Source organism: Blautia sp. NSJ-140 (assembly GCF_022868965.1).
In the GTDB taxonomy this organism is placed as follows: Bacteria; Bacillota; Clostridia; order Lachnospirales; family Lachnospiraceae; genus Blautia_A.
On sequence record NZ_JALIFS010000013.1, the window covers coordinates 91345 to 108478 of the forward strand.

The 17134-nt window shown below is 41.4% G+C and carries 14 protein-coding genes; 1 reads left to right on the forward strand and 13 read right to left on the reverse strand.

The features are described 5' to 3' along the window. Positions 1 to 2: 2 nt before the first annotated feature. The 9 genes from MUB50_RS14250 to MUB50_RS14290 all read right to left on the reverse strand — a co-directional run bounded on the left by MUB50_RS14250 (position 3) and on the right by MUB50_RS14290 (position 11611). Entirely contained in the window at positions 3 to 1370 is a 1368-nt protein-coding gene (locus MUB50_RS14250; protein WP_092068733.1) for a hypothetical protein, read from the reverse strand. Between the two features lie 322 nt (positions 1371 to 1692). Beyond that, positions 1693 to 3531, reverse strand: coding sequence for an ABC transporter ATP-binding protein (locus MUB50_RS14255; protein WP_118626107.1), 1839 nt, complete (start codon positions 3529 to 3531; stop codon positions 1693 to 1695). Beyond that, positions 3528 to 5690 (reverse strand): ABC transporter ATP-binding protein, encoded by a 2163-nt coding sequence (locus tag MUB50_RS14260; RefSeq protein WP_118626105.1) that lies wholly within the window; start codon positions 5688 to 5690, stop codon positions 3528 to 3530. Before MUB50_RS14260 ends, MUB50_RS14255 begins: the two co-directional genes overlap by 4 nt. Next, the gene (locus MUB50_RS14265) at positions 5683 to 6201 is read right to left on the reverse strand and encodes a MarR family winged helix-turn-helix transcriptional regulator (protein WP_227573847.1); all 519 of its coding nucleotides are present in this window, start codon (positions 6199 to 6201) and stop codon (positions 5683 to 5685) included. Before MUB50_RS14265 ends, MUB50_RS14260 begins: the two co-directional genes overlap by 8 nt. 293 nt (positions 6202 to 6494) lie before the next feature. Next, entirely contained in the window at positions 6495 to 6668 is a 174-nt protein-coding gene (locus MUB50_RS14270; protein WP_118626179.1) for a DUF4250 domain-containing protein, read from the reverse strand. 284 nt (positions 6669 to 6952) lie between these two features. Continuing rightward, positions 6953 to 9535 carry an ATP-dependent chaperone ClpB gene (gene clpB / locus MUB50_RS14275; protein ID WP_118626103.1) on the reverse strand — a complete coding sequence of 861 codons (2583 nt, stop codon included), beginning with the start codon at positions 9533 to 9535 and terminating at the stop codon, positions 6953 to 6955. Between the two features lie 290 nt (positions 9536 to 9825). Next, positions 9826 to 11049 carry a tyrosine-type recombinase/integrase gene (locus MUB50_RS14280; RefSeq protein WP_055220288.1) on the reverse strand — a complete coding sequence of 408 codons (1224 nt, stop codon included), beginning with the start codon at positions 11047 to 11049 and terminating at the stop codon, positions 9826 to 9828. A gap of 230 nt (positions 11050 to 11279) precedes the next feature. Then, positions 11280 to 11474, reverse strand: coding sequence for a hypothetical protein (locus tag MUB50_RS14285; RefSeq protein WP_026649299.1), 195 nt, complete (start codon positions 11472 to 11474; stop codon positions 11280 to 11282). After that, the gene (locus MUB50_RS14290; RefSeq protein WP_156339411.1) at positions 11471 to 11611 is read right to left on the reverse strand and encodes a hypothetical protein; all 141 of its coding nucleotides are present in this window, start codon (positions 11609 to 11611) and stop codon (positions 11471 to 11473) included. Before MUB50_RS14290 ends, MUB50_RS14285 begins: the two co-directional genes overlap by 4 nt. 516 nt (positions 11612 to 12127) lie before the next feature. Between MUB50_RS14290 and MUB50_RS14295 the strand changes: the two genes are divergently transcribed. Then, positions 12128 to 12688, forward strand: a complete 561-nt coding sequence (locus tag MUB50_RS14295) for a helix-turn-helix domain-containing protein (protein ID WP_055220286.1) — start codon at positions 12128 to 12130, stop codon at positions 12686 to 12688. A 167-nt stretch (positions 12689 to 12855) separates the two neighbouring features. On the opposite strand, the gene MUB50_RS14300 is transcribed toward MUB50_RS14295, so the two are convergent. The 4 genes from MUB50_RS14300 to MUB50_RS14315 are packed head-to-tail and all read right to left on the reverse strand — an operon-like array spanning position 12856 to position 17133. Then, positions 12856 to 14322 carry an RNA-binding domain-containing protein gene (locus tag MUB50_RS14300; protein ID WP_055220284.1) on the reverse strand — a complete coding sequence of 489 codons (1467 nt, stop codon included), beginning with the start codon at positions 14320 to 14322 and terminating at the stop codon, positions 12856 to 12858. A 29-nt stretch (positions 14323 to 14351) separates the two neighbouring features. Then, positions 14352 to 15080 carry a TatD family hydrolase gene (locus tag MUB50_RS14305; RefSeq protein WP_055220281.1) on the reverse strand — a complete coding sequence of 243 codons (729 nt, stop codon included), beginning with the start codon at positions 15078 to 15080 and terminating at the stop codon, positions 14352 to 14354. Next, entirely contained in the window at positions 15077 to 16447 is a 1371-nt protein-coding gene (gene qatC, locus MUB50_RS14310; protein ID WP_055220279.1) for a Qat anti-phage system QueC-like protein QatC, read from the reverse strand. The genes MUB50_RS14305 and qatC overlap by 4 nt, the downstream gene beginning before the upstream one ends. A gap of 2 nt (positions 16448 to 16449) precedes the next feature. After that, positions 16450 to 17133, reverse strand: a complete 684-nt coding sequence (locus MUB50_RS14315; RefSeq protein WP_055220276.1) for a hypothetical protein — start codon at positions 17131 to 17133, stop codon at positions 16450 to 16452. Between the last annotated feature and the right edge of the window lies 1 nt (position 17134).

The following is a 17134-nucleotide window of genomic DNA, read 5'->3' on the forward strand; positions in this document are numbered from 1 at the left end:
AATCATCCTTCCAGAATATTGAAGTTCATAATTTTTGCAATCTTCTTGATCATCTTTGTGTAATCACCGAAGATCAGCACCTGATGATGTCCGAATCCTGCAAGATTGTGCATGAATTCTCTTGCATCGTCCATCTGGATGTAGTAGAACGGACTGCAGTATGTATCTGCATATTCAGAACGGATAACCTTGCCTTTCTTGATGCACATGGTATCGCCTGCCGGATTGAAACGTCCAAGTGTGATATAATCATCATCGTTCTCTGTGAAGTCAACCTGCAGTTTTCCACCGAATCCCTGGCCTGTGAATGCCCAGAGTTTGTATGCCAGCGGTTTTGTTCCATAACCGTTCATCTGAAGAGCCGGTACTGCATGGTGGATGCGGAGAAGCTCGTCTGTCTCGTGGTTCGGGTTACCCATGAATGCCGGACGTTTTCCGGCATACTGCATGATCAGCATGGCCATCAATGCGTTAAGGTCTTCCTCACATCCGCTTGGAATTCCCTCGTCTTTCATGATGGAATGACACATACATGGTGTGAATTTACGGTTCTGCGGGATTTCTGTTGTACAGAGCTCATGACATGCGGTTGAGAAAGCGTTGCAGTCATAAATATCCATCATCTTTTTGGCAGCCAGATAATATTTCACGTCATTGATAAACCAGTCTGTGTTTACCTGTGTATCAGTAGATCCAGCAATGATCTTATCTGCAATCGGCTTTGCTTCCTCATCTGTGATCTCATCCATATATTTGAAAATGGATGTAAATGGAAGCTTCACCACTTCAACTCCGTAACGCTGACGAAGGATCTCCGGATCGCGGATCAGACTCTGAATTCCGAATGTAGGCTGAGATCCTGCTGTCAGTACAAGCGCCCTTGTATTGCGAACTGCTTTTCTTACCCAGAGAATATGCATGATCTCATTCACATCCTGAAGATCCATACATACATATGCCTCTACTCCGATGGAACGGCAGTATGCTGCAAAATCAATTCCTTCGTTTCCGTTCTGCCAGATAACGACCGGCTTTCCGAAACGCTCAAGCTTAGGAATTCTCCATCCCATGCAGAGGAAGCAATCGATCTCATCAACATCCTCTCCGATTTTTGCAAAAAGGTCTTTATCTACAACAAAAGACTCATTATAGCGGACATCCACAGGCTCCGTGAATTCTACCTCATCAATAACCCCTTGTAATCCCTTAACTGAATTTTTGAATGCCTCATCAGCTGCTTTTGTCTCAGCTTCAACAGTCATATCCTCTTTATGTCCGGCACGACATGGTCCCTCCCAGAAATGTGTATGTGTCAGACATCCAACCAACGGTTTTACTACAAGTTTCATATCCATTGCTTTCTGTTTCATAATAAAAATACCTCTCTTCTCTTTAACATTCCGCATTTTCCAGTTTGTAGTTTTTCCACACACTCGATATATCCTATTATACTGTATGAATCATGGAATTCCTCTTTATTCTTCCGAACAGACTGTACTTTCTTACGATTTTGTGCTATTTTCATATAATTTATATTATTATTCCCATCATTTTTATATGAATTATACAATATTTATTCACCACATTAACCTGAAAAAAATCCGCAAAAAAAGCACCGGAAACGTGGCCGATCCGTTTTTCGGATGGAAGTACATTTCCGGTGCTGTAATCCTGCCCAATACTCAGGTTATCTTATGCCTGAGCCTCTTTTTTCTCAAACTGACTGTTATACAGATCCGCATAAAATCCCTTCCGTGCCAGCAGCTCTTCATGATTTCCCTGCTCAATGATATCTCCGTCCTTCATCACCAGGATCAGATCTGCATCCTTAATGGTAGAAAGTCTGTGGGCGATAACAAAGCTGGTTCTGCCCTTCATCAGGTTATCCATAGCTTTCTGGATCTGCATTTCCGTTCTTGTATCAACGGAAGATGTGGCCTCATCCAGAATCAGGATCTTATTGTCTGCCAGGATCGCTCTTGCAATGGTAAGCAGCTGTTTCTGCCCCTGAGAAACATTGCTGGTTTCCTCATCCAGGACCATCTGATAGCCGCCAGGCTGCTGCATGATAAAGTTGTGGATATGGGCCGCTTTTGCTGCTGCGATCACCTCTTCATCCGTTGCGTCCAGTCTTCCGTAGCGGATGTTTTCCATAATGGTTCCGGAAAACAGCCAGGTGTCCTGCAGCACCATTCCGAACATCTCACGGAGATTGCTGCGGTTGAAGTTCCGGATATCATGTCCGTCAACCTTGATGCTTCCGTCATTTACATCATAAAAACGCATCAGCAGCTTTACGATCGTCGTTTTTCCTGCGCCTGTAGGTCCTACAATGGCGATCTTCTGACCGTCATGCACATCTGCGGAAAAATCATTTACAATGATCTTATCCGGATTATAACCGAATTTCACATGCTCAAACTGTACATTTCCTTCCAGTCCCTCAATGGAATCCGGGTTCTCCGGCTGAAGCTCTTCCTCCGGCTCCTCAAGAAATTCAAATACCCGCTCAGAAGCTGCCGCCGAGGACTGCAGAAGGTTTGTAACCTGGGCGATCTGCTGGATCGGCTGTGTAAAGTTACGGATGTACTGGAAGAAAGACTGGATATCTCCAACCTCGATAGTTCCTTTGATGGCAAAAATCCCTCCGAGAAGTGCCACCATCACATATCCCAGATTTCCCACAAACTGCATGATCGGCATCATCATTCCAGAAAAGAACTGTGACTTCCATGCAGATTCATAAAGCTTCTGGTTGTCATGCTCAAATTCCTTCAGCACATCCTGCTCTTTGTTGAATACTCTTACCACATCATGGCCGCCGAAATTCTCTTCCACCTGACCATTTACTTTTCCCAGATACTCCTGCTGTGCCTGAAAATATTTCTGGGAATGTTTCATTACTTTATTAATGATAAACATGGAAACCGGCAGGATCAGCACTGCTGCCAGTGTCATCCACACGTTGATGGAAAGCATCATGATAAATACACCGATCAGTGTTGTTACGGATGTGATCAGCTGTGTCATACTCTGATTAATGCTCATCTGCAGGGTATCCACATCATTTGTCACCCTAGAAAGGATCTCACCGTTTGTTCTGCTTTCAAAATAATTCATTGGCAGACGGTTGATCTTCTTTGAAATATCCTTTCGGAGATTGTATGTGACATCATTTGAAATCCCCGTCATGACAAAGCCCTGGATCAGGGAAAAACATGCACTTGCCACATACAGTCCCAAAGTCCACAAAAGGATCATTCCGATCTTACCGAAATCAATACCGCCTGTGCCGTTTACCTTGGCAACCAGACCATTGAACAGCTCTGTGGTAGCTTTTCCAAGTATCTTCGGGCCTGCAATATTAAACGCTGTACCTGCCACTGCAAAGATAAACATCAGGATAAAACGGAATTTATATCTGCCCATATAGCCAAAGAGCTTTTTCATGGAGCCTTTGAAGTCCTTGGCCTTCTCTGTTGGCTGCATTCCGTGTCCGCCCATCGGGCCTCTTCTTCTCTGCTGACTCATGCCAATTCCTCCTCTGATAACTGACTCATGGCAATCTGGCGATATACCTCGCAGGACTTCATCAGCTCCTTATGGCTTCCGATCCCTGCCATATGTCCATCGTCCAGTACAAGGATCTTATCTGCATTTAAGATCGTACTGATACGCTGTGCCACGATAATGGTTGTTGCTTCTTTTGTATGTTCTTTCAGCGCTTTTCGAAGTGTGCTGTCTGTTTTGAAATCCAGTGCGGAAAAGCTGTCATCAAAGATAAATATCTCCGGATCTTTTGCGATAGCTCTGGCGATGGAAAGCCTCTGCTTCTGTCCACCGGAAACATTGCTTCCCCCCTGTGCGATCGGAGTCTTATATCGCTCCGGCTTGGTGTCGATAAATTCCGTAGCCTGTGCAACCCCTGCTGCTTTTTTCACTGCATCTTCCGAAATCTCTGTCTTTCCGTAACGGATATTGGAATCAATGGTTCCTGAGAAAAGTACACCCTTCTGCGGAACGTAACCGATCCTGTCACGGACATCCTTCTGTGTCATTTCCCGGACATCCACGCCATCCACTTTCACAGATCCTTCTGTTGCATCATAGAAACGCGGGATCAGATTGATCAGTGTACTCTTACCGCTTCCTGTACTTCCGATGATTGCTACTGTCTCACCTTTTTCTGCCTTGAAAGAAATGTCTGTGATAACATTCTCTCCTGCCTCCGGATATGCGAAGCTTACATGATCAAATTCTACAGTACCCTTCACATCCTGGGAAGGCTGTACCGGATCCTCCGGATCCTGGACACTGACTTCTGTCTCGAGTACCTCGTTGATACGGCGTGCAGATACATTTGCTCTCGGCAGCATGATAGACATTGCTGTGATCATCAAAAATGACATGATGATCTGCATTGCATACTGGATAAACGCCATAACATCACCAACCTGCATGCTTCCGCTGTCTACCGCATAGGAACCGCTGTAGATAGTCAGTACAGAAACTGCGTTCATGATCAGCATCATCACCGGCATCATAAATGTCATACAACGGTTTACAAAGAGGTTTGTCTTCGTCAGAGTGATATTTGCATCCTCAAAACGCTCCTCCTCGTGTTTCTCCCGGCTGAATGCACGGATAACCGGAATACCGGTAAGGATTTCTCTTGTTACCAGGTTCAGCTTATCTACCATGGTCTGCAAAGCTGTAAATTTCGGCATTGCGATCCTGAACAGCAGTCCCATAAATGCCATGATCAGTACAATGGCCACCCCAAGGATCCATGTCATGGAGGAATCTCTCTGAAGCACGCGGATCACACCACCGATTCCAAGGATCGGCGCGTAAAGCACGATACGGAACATCATAGCCATTACCTGCTGGATCTGCTGGATATCGTTCGTGCATCGTGTGATCAGGGACGCTGTTGAAAACTTATGGTACTCTCTGCTGGAAAAACCTATGACTTTGTTATAAACCAGCCCTCGGAGATCATGTCCGAAAGATGCCGCAACTCTGGATGAAAGAAATACCACACATACTGCAGCCATCATAGTGACAAATGCCATAAGCACCATGCTGATACCTGTTGACTTCATGTAATCCATCTGTATGGCGTCCACATCTTCACCCATAGCTTCATATTCTGCACGAACATAGGAAACACCTGCCTGTGTGATGATGGATTCCTGCATCTTGTCGATCTTTTCTCCGACCTGCTCCTTCATAGCAGCCAGAGCCTCTGCAGGCATCTGAGAAAGAGCCGCCAGCGGATCAGTCCCTTCCGGGATTCCCATTTTTGCAAGAGCTGCCTTTGATTCTTCATTGTCGGACGTCAGAGTAGAAACGATCACCATCGGTTTGCCAAAGATATCGTTGAGTTCTTCTCTGTCTTTTTTGGAGATTTTATCCTTTAATACCAGATCATCTCCCTCTTCCTCATAAAATCCATCCACAGTTTTCGCATCATCCTCTTCCATAAACAGCTTCAGACTGTCCATGGACGTCTTTCTGATCTTCTCAGGAACACTGTCTTCAATACCGTTCTGCTGAATTCCCACATTAATGATATTGGATGTGTAATTCGGCAGGGACAGATCACAGTATGCCTGAAGAAAAAGAAGCGCAATGATGAGTACGATGTAACCTGCAGATCGTTTCAGATATTTCATCAGTTTAATCACGTTTCTGTTCCTTCCTTTCTGTCATTTCATCCGGCTGAAGCTTTTCTATGGCTTCCTCCGGCTGGATCTTTTCGATATTTACAAGGATCTGCTCCAGAAATCTCCGAAGCAGGCACTGTTCCGCCTCACTGAAGCCTTCCATCATTACAGCCTCATTTTTATGGATCCGTTCCAGTGCTTTTGCCTTGATTTCCTTTCCCTTTTCTGTCATGTAGATCCTGGTCACACGCTGGTCCTTTTCATCCGGTTTCTTATAAAGAAAGCCTGCTTTCTCCAGTCTCTGTATCGATACATTTACCGTAGGCGGCTTGATATGCAGGATCTTTGCAATTTCCCGCTGACTCAGGCCATCCCGTCCGGACACAAGCCCCAGAACCGGGATCTGTCCCGGATAAATCCCAAGCTCCTGCATCTGACTAAAGCATTTCGTCATAAAATGACGGTCTACCTTCATAAACAGAGATAAAAAACTGCTCTGCTTTTCTTTCTCATCTTCCTCCTTACAAAACATGCTGTCACTCCTCTCTCATCCGATCAGACACCTGCTCCCTGTTAATGATACACGAAGCAGTGGCCATTTCCTTTTAATTAGTCGGCTAACTATATATGATATACATCTGCACAAAAAATGCAACTGGTTTTTGTGGATTTTACACTTTTTTAAGATTTATAGCTTCTTTAATTCCCAACTGAAATCTATTAATTAATTTGTCAAACTAATTTATTTTCTGCTGTTTTTTCGCAAAAAAATACCCGCTTCATTTTTTTATTCGAAACGGGTACTTCTTTCTGTTCCTGATTTTCTTATACAAACTGGTTCACAGCCGAATCATAAGCATAATCGATTATATCAAGCTTATCCTCCAGTTCTTTCCGGTTAAGTCCTCTGTCCTCGCAGAAGGCATCCAGGGATCTGTAAAAATCCCGCAGCTGTGTATTTACGTAACTTAAAAGCATTACCGGGTCCTTTGGTATCATAATCTGTTTCCATCCTTTTATCTGATATTTATCCAATATCCCAGATGCTGCTGGAGAGCTGCCTGATCTGAAATATCAGATTTACTATCTTACCAATTTTATTTTTTGTCAAGAGCCAGAGCAGATTTTTCAGGATTTTTTATTTCTTCAGTATCTGATAAAAATATCCCATTCCCTGTCCAGAAAAAAACTGCCTGGTTCTGATTTTCATCCTGAAATGGATTCCCATCAGAACCGACAGTTCTTTTCCTTGTCAATCTATCATAAATTTATGGAGTTATTTTTTACTTCGTGCTGACAGTAAACTCTCCGTCCCTCACATCCAGCACAATGGTATCTCCGGCATGTACATCACCGGAAAGGATCTTCTTGGCTGTCAGTGTCTCAACATAATTCTGGAGATAACGCTTCAGAGGACGTGCGCCGTAAACCGGATCATAACCGTTATCCACTACCATCTGTTTGGCAGCATCTGTAAGTTCCAGAGAAAGCTCCTGGTCGGCCAGACGGTCGCTGAGCTCCTTGACCATAAGATCTACGATCTTACCTACATTATCCTTGGTCAGCGGCTTGAACATGATGATCTCATCCAGACGGTTCAGAAATTCCGGACGGAAGTGACCACGAAGATCATTCATAACCTGTTCCTGTGCTTCCGGTTTGATATCTCCCTTCTCGTCGATACCGTCAAGAAGGTATGGAGAACCAATGTTGGAAGTCATGATCAGGATTGTGTTCTTAAAATCAACCGTACGTCCCTGTGAATCCGTGATACGTCCATCGTCCAGTACCTGCAGAAGTACATTGAATACATCCGGGTGAGCCTTCTCGATCTCATCAAAAAGAACAACACTGTACGGTTTTCTTCGAACGGCCTCTGTCAGCTGTCCACCTTCCTCATATCCAACATATCCTGGAGGCGCTCCGATCAGACGGGACACAGAATATTTCTCCATGTACTCACTCATATCAATACGGACCATATTCTGTTCATCGTCAAACAATGTGGCAGCCAGAGTCTTGGCAAGCTCTGTTTTACCAACACCGGTTGGTCCGAGGAACAGGAAGGAACCGATCGGCTTTGTGGGGTCCTTGATTCCGGCTTTGGAACGAAGGATCGCATCTGTTACAAGACGAACACCCTCATCCTGTCCTACTACACGTTTGTGCAGCTCATCCTCAAGGCCCAGCAGCTTGGTTCTCTCACCTTCTGTCAGCTTGGTTACCGGAATACCGGTCCATCTGGAAATGATACGGGCAATCTCATCATCTGTGACAGCCTCATGTACCAGGCTTCTGTCACTCTCTTTAACCTGCTTCTCCTCAACCTCCAGCTGCTGCTGAAGCTTCGGCAGCTCGCCGTACTGCAGCTCAGCTGCTTTCTCCAGATCGTAATTCTGTTTTGCTTTCTGGATCTGTTTATTGATATCCTCAATCTGCTCACGTAATTTCTGGAGCTTCTCTACGGAATGCTTCTCATTATCCCACTGAGCTTTCTGGGTATTAAAAGTATCTCTCAGCTCTGCAAGTTCTTTCTGCAGATCAGCCAGACGCTCTTTACTTAAGTTGTCAGTTTCTTTCTTCAGGGCAGACTCCTCAATCTCCAGCTGCATGATCTTACGTCTCTGCTCATCCAGCTCTGTCGGCATGGAATCCAGTTCCGTCTTGATCAGCGCACAGGCCTCATCAACAAGGTCGATGGCTTTATCCGGAAGAAAACGGTCTGTAATGTATCTGTGTGAAAGTGTGGCAGCGGCAACCAGGGCACTGTCTGTGATCTTAACACCGTGGAATACCTCATATCTTTCCTTCAGGCCACGGAGAATGGAAATGGTATCTTCCACTGTCGGCTCATTTACCATAACCGGCTGGAAACGACGAGCAAGTGCAGCATCCTTCTCAATGTACTGTCGGTACTCATCCAGAGTTGTTGCACCGATACAGTGCAGCTCACCTCTGGCAAGCATAGGCTTCAGCATGTTTCCTGCGTCCATGGCGCCGTCTGTCTTACCTGCACCCACAATCAGATGAAGCTCATCGATAAACAGAATGATCTGTCCTTCGCTCTTCTTCACTTCCTCAAGTACTGCTTTCAGACGTTCCTCAAACTCGCCACGATACTTGGCACCTGCAACCAGCGCACCCATATCCAAGGCAAAAATCTTCTTATTCTTAAGACCTTCCGGTACATCTCCTGCCACAATACGCTGTGCCAGTCCCTCAATGGCTGCTGTTTTACCAACGCCAGGCTCACCGATGAGAACCGGGTTGTTCTTAGTCTTACGGGAAAGGATACGGATAATATTCCGGATCTCCATATCACGGCCGATCACCGGATCAAGCTTCTGGTTCTTCGCCTTATCCACAAGATCCTCACCGTATTTATTCAAGGTATCATAGGTTGCCTCCGGGTTGTCACTGACAACTCTCTGGTTTCCTCTGACTGTAGATAATGCCTGAAGGAAACGCTCTCTGGTGATTCCAAACTCCTCAAAGATCTTCTTCATGCTTGGGCTTTGGTATCTCAGCATGGAAAGAAACAGATGCTCTACAGAAACATACTCATCTCCCATAGCCTTGGCTTCATCCTCCGCACTGACCAGTGCCTTGTTCAGATACTGACCAAAGCGAAGTTCTCCGCCCTGAACCTTAACCTTCGCATTCAGAGCTTTCTTAACAGTGTCAACAAAATATTCCTTCTGAATCTCCATCTTCTCGATCAATTTGAGAATCAGGCTGTCTTCCTGTGTAAGTAAAGTATACAGAAGGTGTTCCTCTTCGATCTCCTGATTGCCATATTCATAAGCAACCTTCTCAAGATCCTGGACAGCCTGTACGGATTTCTGTGTAAATTTACTGATATTCATAGGCTTTCCTCCTATTCCTGAAAAAGCACTTCCGGCACTTTCGTTTCGGAAATGCTGTAGCTTTTTTCTTGTTCTAGGAGAAATATAACACGATTTGTTAGCACTGTCAAGAGGTGAGTGCTAATTATTTTGTGAAGATTTTGTGAAGCCTTGATTTTACGGGCTTCACAGGGATTTTTCACTTGCTTTCGCACTCGTTTTTCTTGATTTGACCACATTTTTACCACAAATTCTTGGAAAAATATATTCGTCTGATTTTCTTACCACATTTTACGACAACGACTTATGGTTTATACCACAGCAGGTACGGTTTCTGGCAAGTTCATTTTAGACATCTCGTTCTCCACATGAGACTTCTCTGCAATATGATTGTAGACATTCATTGTGATCTGTGCATCTGAATGGCCCATCACATACTGCATAACTTTGGGATTGACATTGTTCTCACCCAGTCTGGTACATCCCGTATGACGAAGAGTATGCGATGAAATGGGAGGCATCAGTTCCGGCTCTCGCTTCTCTTCTTCTGCCAGTTTGCTTTCTTTCTTATTATAGGCATTGACAATATTTTTCAGAAAGCTGTTCACTCCCGCCGGCATGATTGGACGTCCATGCTTTGTATTGAAGATGAATCCACTGCGTCCACCGATCTCTACATTACTCTGCAAACCAAGCATCAAGTTCAGCTCTCTCTGTTTACGGAACGCATCATATACCATCTGTGTCATAGGAATGTCTCTGATTCCTGCATCCGTTTTGGTTTCTGAATCATGAAAACAATATCCTTCATCACCTTCATAATATACAAGCTGTCCACCTACATGGATCTCCCGATTCTTCATATCCACATCTGACCAGGTTAATCCAATGGTTTCACTCACTCTCAGGCAAGCCCCAAACATAACCTGCATCATTGGAAGATGAGGCTTATACACATTACTCTGTTCAACAAACTTCAGAAGTTTTTCCTGCTGTTCCAATGTCAGTGCTTCTTTCTCTTTTGCCGGAGCCCCATAATCTCCAAGTGTTCCAGTTACCGGATTCTTACGGATAATCCCATCTTCCACTGCCAGTTCAAAACTGGGATTCAATAAGCCATAAAGGCCTTTGATTGTACTGTGTGCCAGTCCTTCATCTGACAATGCGGAAAAGAACGTCCTTATGTGAGATGTCTTAAAATCCACAACACGAATGTTTCCCAAAGTATTTCGTATCCGATAGTCCCACATACGAATATAATTCTTTTTCGTTCTTTCCTTGATATTCTTTGTTGCCATGTATCGCTCAAACAACGTATTTACGGTCAGCTTCTTGACTGAGGCGTCTGTAATAAGCAGATCATCCATATCCTTATTGATCTTCTTTTCCATTTCTCGCAGACTCGCCAGATCAGCTGCATAAACCGAATTACGCTTTCCGGTAATTTCATCCTTGTAGCGATACTCATAACGTCCATCCGGACGCTGGTATTCACCTGTTTTTAAATTTCTGCCTTTATTATCTTTTCTTGCCATATCATCATTCCTTTCACTTCATTTTTCGTTATTCGGAATGATTTTTGTCCTGTCGGTATCAGTCATTTACTGTCTGATATCTGCTCACAGATTAACATAATATTTTATGATTTCCAAGGGTAAATTCCTGCAAAATGCTAATTTTTATTTGCCTGTTTTACAGGAATATTTTCCCTTTTTTACTTTTCATTCCGAAGGAAAGTTGTTGTATTTTATCTTCTCATCTTTCATTACACTGCCATTGCATCAAGATATTTTTTTATCTTATCCACGTTATAAAGAACACGTCTTCCAATAATCACTCTTGCTTCTGCATAATCTGCAATTTTCTTTGCAGTTACTTCTCCGCAGGATAACATTGCCATTAATCCTTCAATATCTACCGTCAGACGGTTCTCAGCCTTATACTCTGTTGTTTTTCTCATGATGCACATACCTCCTTTCCTTCGTATTCTTCTGCATCACCTCCCAGACAGCGGTTATGCCCGTTGTCAGTACACTCTACTTTTTGTTTAGACTTCTTACGATGATTTTCCATTCCGTTCGGCGTGTTGGCTTCCATTCATACACCTGCTGTCAATGTTACAATCAACCTCTATCAGAATTATTCTGAATGTCAGCAGCTTCTTTCCAAACATACCGACCGTTTCCGGAGTATCTTCAACGCTCCCCATAAAAAGCTATGGATCTTGGCATCTGTGTTAGCTACATTTTCTATAAAGGAAAATATGGTGTACAGCTCATTCAATTTTCAAGGTACAAGAAGGATTTTAAATATCCCCTCATCTATACAGCCCTGCGAGGGTAAAATGTTATTCGATTTTTGGAATTTTAAAAAATCCTTTCACTAATAAAGCCTGACAGAAGCGATTTACCAACCTGCTTTTGCGATAATTCACAAAATATTTACATTTCAGCTTTTACTTTCGCTTTAATGCGAACTTTACTGTTCTGTTATTATAGTTCGCTTTAATGTTAATGTCAAGCATTTTATTCGCTTAGTTGCGAATGTTTCTGTTTACATTCTGAGATTTTGATAGTAAAATGGAATTATCAAATAGAAAGCAGGAAATCTGATATGACAATTGGTGATAAAATAAAAAAAATCCGGACATTCCGGAATATGACACAGGCAGAACTCGGTGCAGCTCTTGGCTGGGGCGATAAAGGTGCAAACCGCCTTGCCCAATATGAAACTAATTACCGGGTTCCCCGTAAAGATCTGGTTACTGAAATGGCTAAGATTTTGGATGTGAATCCACTGACACTGCATGAGCCAACTACGATGAATGCTTCTGAACTGATGGAAATCCTGTTCTGGATTGACGAATTTAATCCTGGCATGATTAATCTCTTTCAATTAGAGACTTATCCAAGCGAAAAATCAAATTCCAGTGGCGATACCGCTATCCGCTACCATGATTCTGATAGTTGGCCTGCTCATCCGCCTATTGGTATGTGGTTTAATTATGGGATTCTCAATGATTTTCTAAAAGAATGGACACTTAGAAAAGAAGAACTGACATCTGGTGCGATTACCAGAGATGAATATTTTGAATGGAAAATCAACTGGCCACAGACCTGTGATGATTGTGGTAAACGGGAACCGTCGAAACAGTGGCGGAAATCAAGCGAGTAGAGCTTAGTGAAACTTAGCAAAACTTAAATTTATTATATTTTTTTCTTTTTACTCAAGGAAAAGGCACTGAAAAACCGATAATCCATTGTTTTCAGTGCCTTTTTTGCATATTTTTCTATTAAGATTCTCTCACATGCTTATATAGGTGAAACTTAGCGAAACTTAAATTATGCCCAATATGGAATGTACTTTTTATATCTTGGTGCTGTATCCGGGTCCATTACTTTAATATATCCACCTTCGACAGCACTGGTAAGAAGTCTTGATGCCTTGGCCTTCTCTTTTTCTCCCAGACCAAATATTTTTCGAATATCTGAATTAGAAATACCTTCAAAATTGACATATGCTAGACACGCCTGCATATAGCAAGTCCGCATCCGATCTTCTTTGGTAGTTAATTCAAATGGTACTTTTGCAAACAATATTGCTTTTGTGAATTGATTATTCTGATTTTCAATTCTCGGAGCAAGCAGCTCATTTTTACCGGTTGCTTCAACAATCTTATCATAACCACTGCCACGCTCCTCACAAATACCACATTTGTGCATAAATCCGGCAATGTTTTCATTTCTGGATACTGGCACCGAATCTACAATTCTTTCGATTGCCACCAATGGTGCTCCGGCATTTGAAAACTCGATTCGATTTTTAAACACCTCCACCATTGGATTCGTTCCCCTTTGCTGAAGATCCTGATGTATCATAGCATTTGCCAGCAACTCACGGATAGCGATTTCTGGAAAACTGACAACAGATTTTCTCGTAGCTTCCACAATGACTTCTTCTTGCGGAATAATTGTCATAATATACTGCACGATTTCTTCATGTGAAAATGCATAACCTGCACAAAATTCCTTTTCTCTTATAGCATCCAATCTGGAATTTTCCTTGTACCAAATAACTCGAACCGATCTCCTATGCAAAGATTCGAATTTTTTCAAATCTTTTGCAATCATCAAAGCACCCATATTCGTGATATCCCATGTCCCAGCGTCATTTTTCATAATAAATTTTTCATGTTGCAGGTCTTCTAGTACCTTATCTCGATTTCTCGGAATCGGCATTTCAAGTTTGTCATAATATTTAGAATAATCCAGTAATGACACCATTTCATCCTCATTCAGATTTCCCATCGCAATTCGCAATTCATATGGTGTGGAATCAAATGTTCTCCACAATTCTCTTTCTTTATCCGGATACTCTTTTAAGTTCTTTTTATTTGTTCCAATTCTTATATATTCCCCACCAGCGAACTGTACCGGCTGTTTTTCTGCACAAGGAATCTCCATCAGCACAACCATTCCTTCATCCATCGGAACCTCAAAAAATCGGAAATTAATTCTTGGTGAAAGCATCCTGGAAAGCCATGCTTCCAATTCCTCATTTCCCTTTTTCATTTTGCGATACTGAAATTCAGTGCCTACAATTTTGTGCGTTGCATCATCCACACCCCAAACAAGATATGCTTTTGGTCGTTCGCATAATGCTGCTGAATTGCTCAAAGCAGAAATATATTCACCAATCATCTGTGGCTGTTTATTATTACATTTAAATTCTACCCACTCAGTCTCATCCGGAAGTTTTGCAAGTTCCCGGACAAGGCTTTGCAGATATTCTACTGATCGTATTGCCATAAAATCACCCTCTAACTTTGCAATTAACACTATTTTGAAAGAATATCTCGAAAATTAGCATAAACCATCTTAATAATGTCTGGTTCATTATAATATCGTGCAACTAACTCGTATATTTTTATTAAGTTGTTAAATGTGTACTTTTTTCCATCAATTTTTGTAAACGGTCCATCACTTTCAATTAATACTCTTGTTTTTGGTATCAAATACAATTTTTCTTTATTCTTTTCATTTGTTACCATGTTAGAATTAAGTGAAAAATAACATCCTATATCCACTAATTGTTGCAATTGCTCTCCGTTTCCATTAAACCAATGAATAATGCACCTACGAGGACGATATTTTTTCAAAATAGATATTGCTTCTTCCTCCGCTCTTCTAAGATGCACAGACATTAATTTATCCTTTTCTGCACACACTCTTACAATTTGCTCAAAATACATACATTGTTTATTACGCGAAATATAACTTTGTCTTGAAAAATCAAGTCCTATTTCTCCTACATAATTAGTTGTATTTACCAATTGCATAAAATCATAAAAATCCGCATCTTTCAGTGATACATCCTGTGGATGGAATCCAAGTGCAAATTTCAAATATTTTGTTTCCGGATATATGCGTTTACAGGATATATATACTCCAGGCGAATTCGTCATGCACAATGTATATTGTTTTCTTTCATTTATTCCGTCATATATTTTCTGATGCTCTTTGTAATAATCCAGATGAAAGTGTGTATCAATAAGGTGTTGAATCATAATCCCAGATACTCCTTCATTCTCTGATCTGCGGAAAAAAGTTGTACTAAATCCTCTATACTTTTCTTGTATAATGATAAAAATTTTTCAACTTCCTCTTCTGTTAATTCTCCTACGCATCTAATATATCTTTTTAATTCTTTATCCGAAGAATGTTTACAACGATAGATACTTCCAAGCACCGCTCTTAAATCTGCACTCTTCTCACTTTCTTCATATTCTATCAAAAAATCATAAGCTTCTCCCTGATAAGAATATTTTTTTATCTCATCTATGTCCAAAAGTGAACTTTTGCGTATCAAACACGGATAACAGTATCCGCAGTTTACAGGATATTCTTTAGAGCCCTTTTTATTATATCTTGCTAAACAAGGATGTGAGCATGAAATTGTATCTGCATAACAGCTTTTAAATGCATCTGTATCTTTAACTTGTCCTACAATCTCTCTCTTTGTATTGTACGCAAAAAAATTAGTAATAGTATTCTTTATTCCTACCTGTTCTAAGATACCATTAAATTGTCTTAAAAAATATGGGTGAGTAGTTCTTGTACTGCAAGTCCCTTTTCTTCCTCCCGTTAGTGGAATATTGAGTCCGATGAATCCATTTTCCGGAATATAAACCGGTACATTTTCTCCTAAAATACCAGCCACGCTAAGTGCTGCACATAAAAACAGTAATGACCTGCCACGAGAAGTATTTTCGCTCCCCTTTAATATTCCTTCTTTTTCACTTATAGGAGCTCTGGAATTTGCTGTAAAACTAATAAATTTAACAGATTGTTCTGGATAAAGATCCTGAAAAGTCCTGACAAATAAATTCTGTCTTTTTGCAAGTTTAGGATATTCATTATGTCCAACCAGGCAAGGAGATCCCCCTTCTTCTAATAGTCTAATTGCACCACAAAAAGAATCCAATCCTCCTGAAAACAAACATACACAATCACAATCCTGAACATTCAAATGAATCCTATTTGCATGCTCTCTATAGCTATATATTACTTCGCTTTTTCTAAATACAATATGCCAATGATCTCCCGTTAAAAATCCAAGCATTTTTTCCCATTGTAAGCCCGTATCCTTCCATTTATCATATTCCAATACCGGAATTGATACATTTATATCTCTAGTCCAACAATTTTTAAACCTTCTTCTGGATACTCTTTTGTCTAAAGCAAAAATACTCAAACCTATTATAAATAAATCCTCATATATTGCAGGAATCTGCATTTGGTCCATCCGGTACCAGCTATTCGTTATATTTGTAAATATCGTACTATATTGTTTTCGATTAATCGAAAAAACATATGCATCTTTCCATTCGCCATCTGGCTTTTTCTCTTGTTCCTTATCAACCCAAAACCGCATTTCTACTCCTCCCCATAATACTTTTCAAATACAGACAAGGCATCTCTTAATGCATCCTCCACGATTTGTGATGTTCCCATGTTAGAAAAATCAACCGATTTCAAATTATCCAAGTTCAAATCACCGTCAATACTATTTTCTATATATTCATGCATATCATTTAAAATTGCAGATGTTTGTGCAGGTGTTTTCCCTTTGGATATTTTTTCTTCATATCTAAAATCAAAATTTTCTTTTATGTATTCTTTCAACATTTCCTTCAGTAATATATCAACTGAAACATTCCCTATATCCGCAATATCTTCTATTTCCAAATTATCCATAGCCTGTGACAATGCGTCTGCTGCCATATTATCTTCTACAGATGCTCCAGAATTTGTGAATTCATGCAGTAATTCTGTCCAAACAACTTCCGACGGCTTCCCTATAAGATCCTCTCTATTATATTCACGCAAAGCATTGTCCAGCCCACCAGACGCAACTTTTTGTGCAAAGCCTAAAGTTCTTGCAGCTGCCGATTGAAAACTACCACCTGTCGACATATCTGTTTTCATTGCTGTAGCATATTTACTAGCAGCTTTCGCTTTAGAATCAAAGTCTCTATTATTTATAAAGGCCGTCACTGCTCTTTTTGCGGTTGACCAATGCGATGTTGTTGGTGCTATATATCCTTTTGATGTACCCATA

Coding starts and splice junctions, on each gene's coding strand:
- MUB50_RS14250 (WP_092068733.1), bottom strand. CDS start 1,370: ATGAAACAGAAAGCAATGGATATGAAACTTGTAGTAAAACCGTTGGTT.
- MUB50_RS14255 (WP_118626107.1), bottom strand. CDS start 3,531: ATGAGTCAGCAGAGAAGAAGAGGCCCGATGGGCGGACACGGAATGCAG.
- MUB50_RS14265 (WP_227573847.1), bottom strand. CDS start 6,201: ATGTTTTGTAAGGAGGAAGATGAGAAAGAAAAGCAGAGCAGTTTTTTA.
- MUB50_RS14270 (WP_118626179.1), bottom strand. CDS start 6,668: ATGATACCAAAGGACCCGGTAATGCTTTTAAGTTACGTAAATACACAG.
- clpB (WP_118626103.1), bottom strand. CDS start 9,535: ATGAATATCAGTAAATTTACACAGAAATCCGTACAGGCTGTCCAGGAT.
- MUB50_RS14280 (WP_055220288.1), bottom strand. CDS start 11,049: ATGGCAAGAAAAGATAATAAAGGCAGAAATTTAAAAACAGGTGAATAC.
- MUB50_RS14285 (WP_026649299.1), bottom strand. CDS start 11,474: ATGAGAAAAACAACAGAGTATAAGGCTGAGAACCGTCTGACGGTAGAT.
- MUB50_RS14290 (WP_156339411.1), bottom strand. CDS start 11,611: ATGGAAGCCAACACGCCGAACGGAATGGAAAATCATCGTAAGAAGTCT.
- MUB50_RS14295 (WP_055220286.1), top strand. CDS start 12,128: ATGACAATTGGTGATAAAATAAAAAAAATCCGGACATTCCGGAATATG.
- MUB50_RS14300 (WP_055220284.1), bottom strand. CDS start 14,322: ATGGCAATACGATCAGTAGAATATCTGCAAAGCCTTGTCCGGGAACTT.
- MUB50_RS14305 (WP_055220281.1), bottom strand. CDS start 15,080: ATGATTCAACACCTTATTGATACACACTTTCATCTGGATTATTACAAA.
- qatC (WP_055220279.1), bottom strand. CDS start 16,447: ATGCGGTTTTGGGTTGATAAGGAACAAGAGAAAAAGCCAGATGGCGAA.
- MUB50_RS14315 (WP_055220276.1), bottom strand. CDS start 17,133: ATGGGTACATCAAAAGGATATATAGCACCAACAACATCGCATTGGTCA.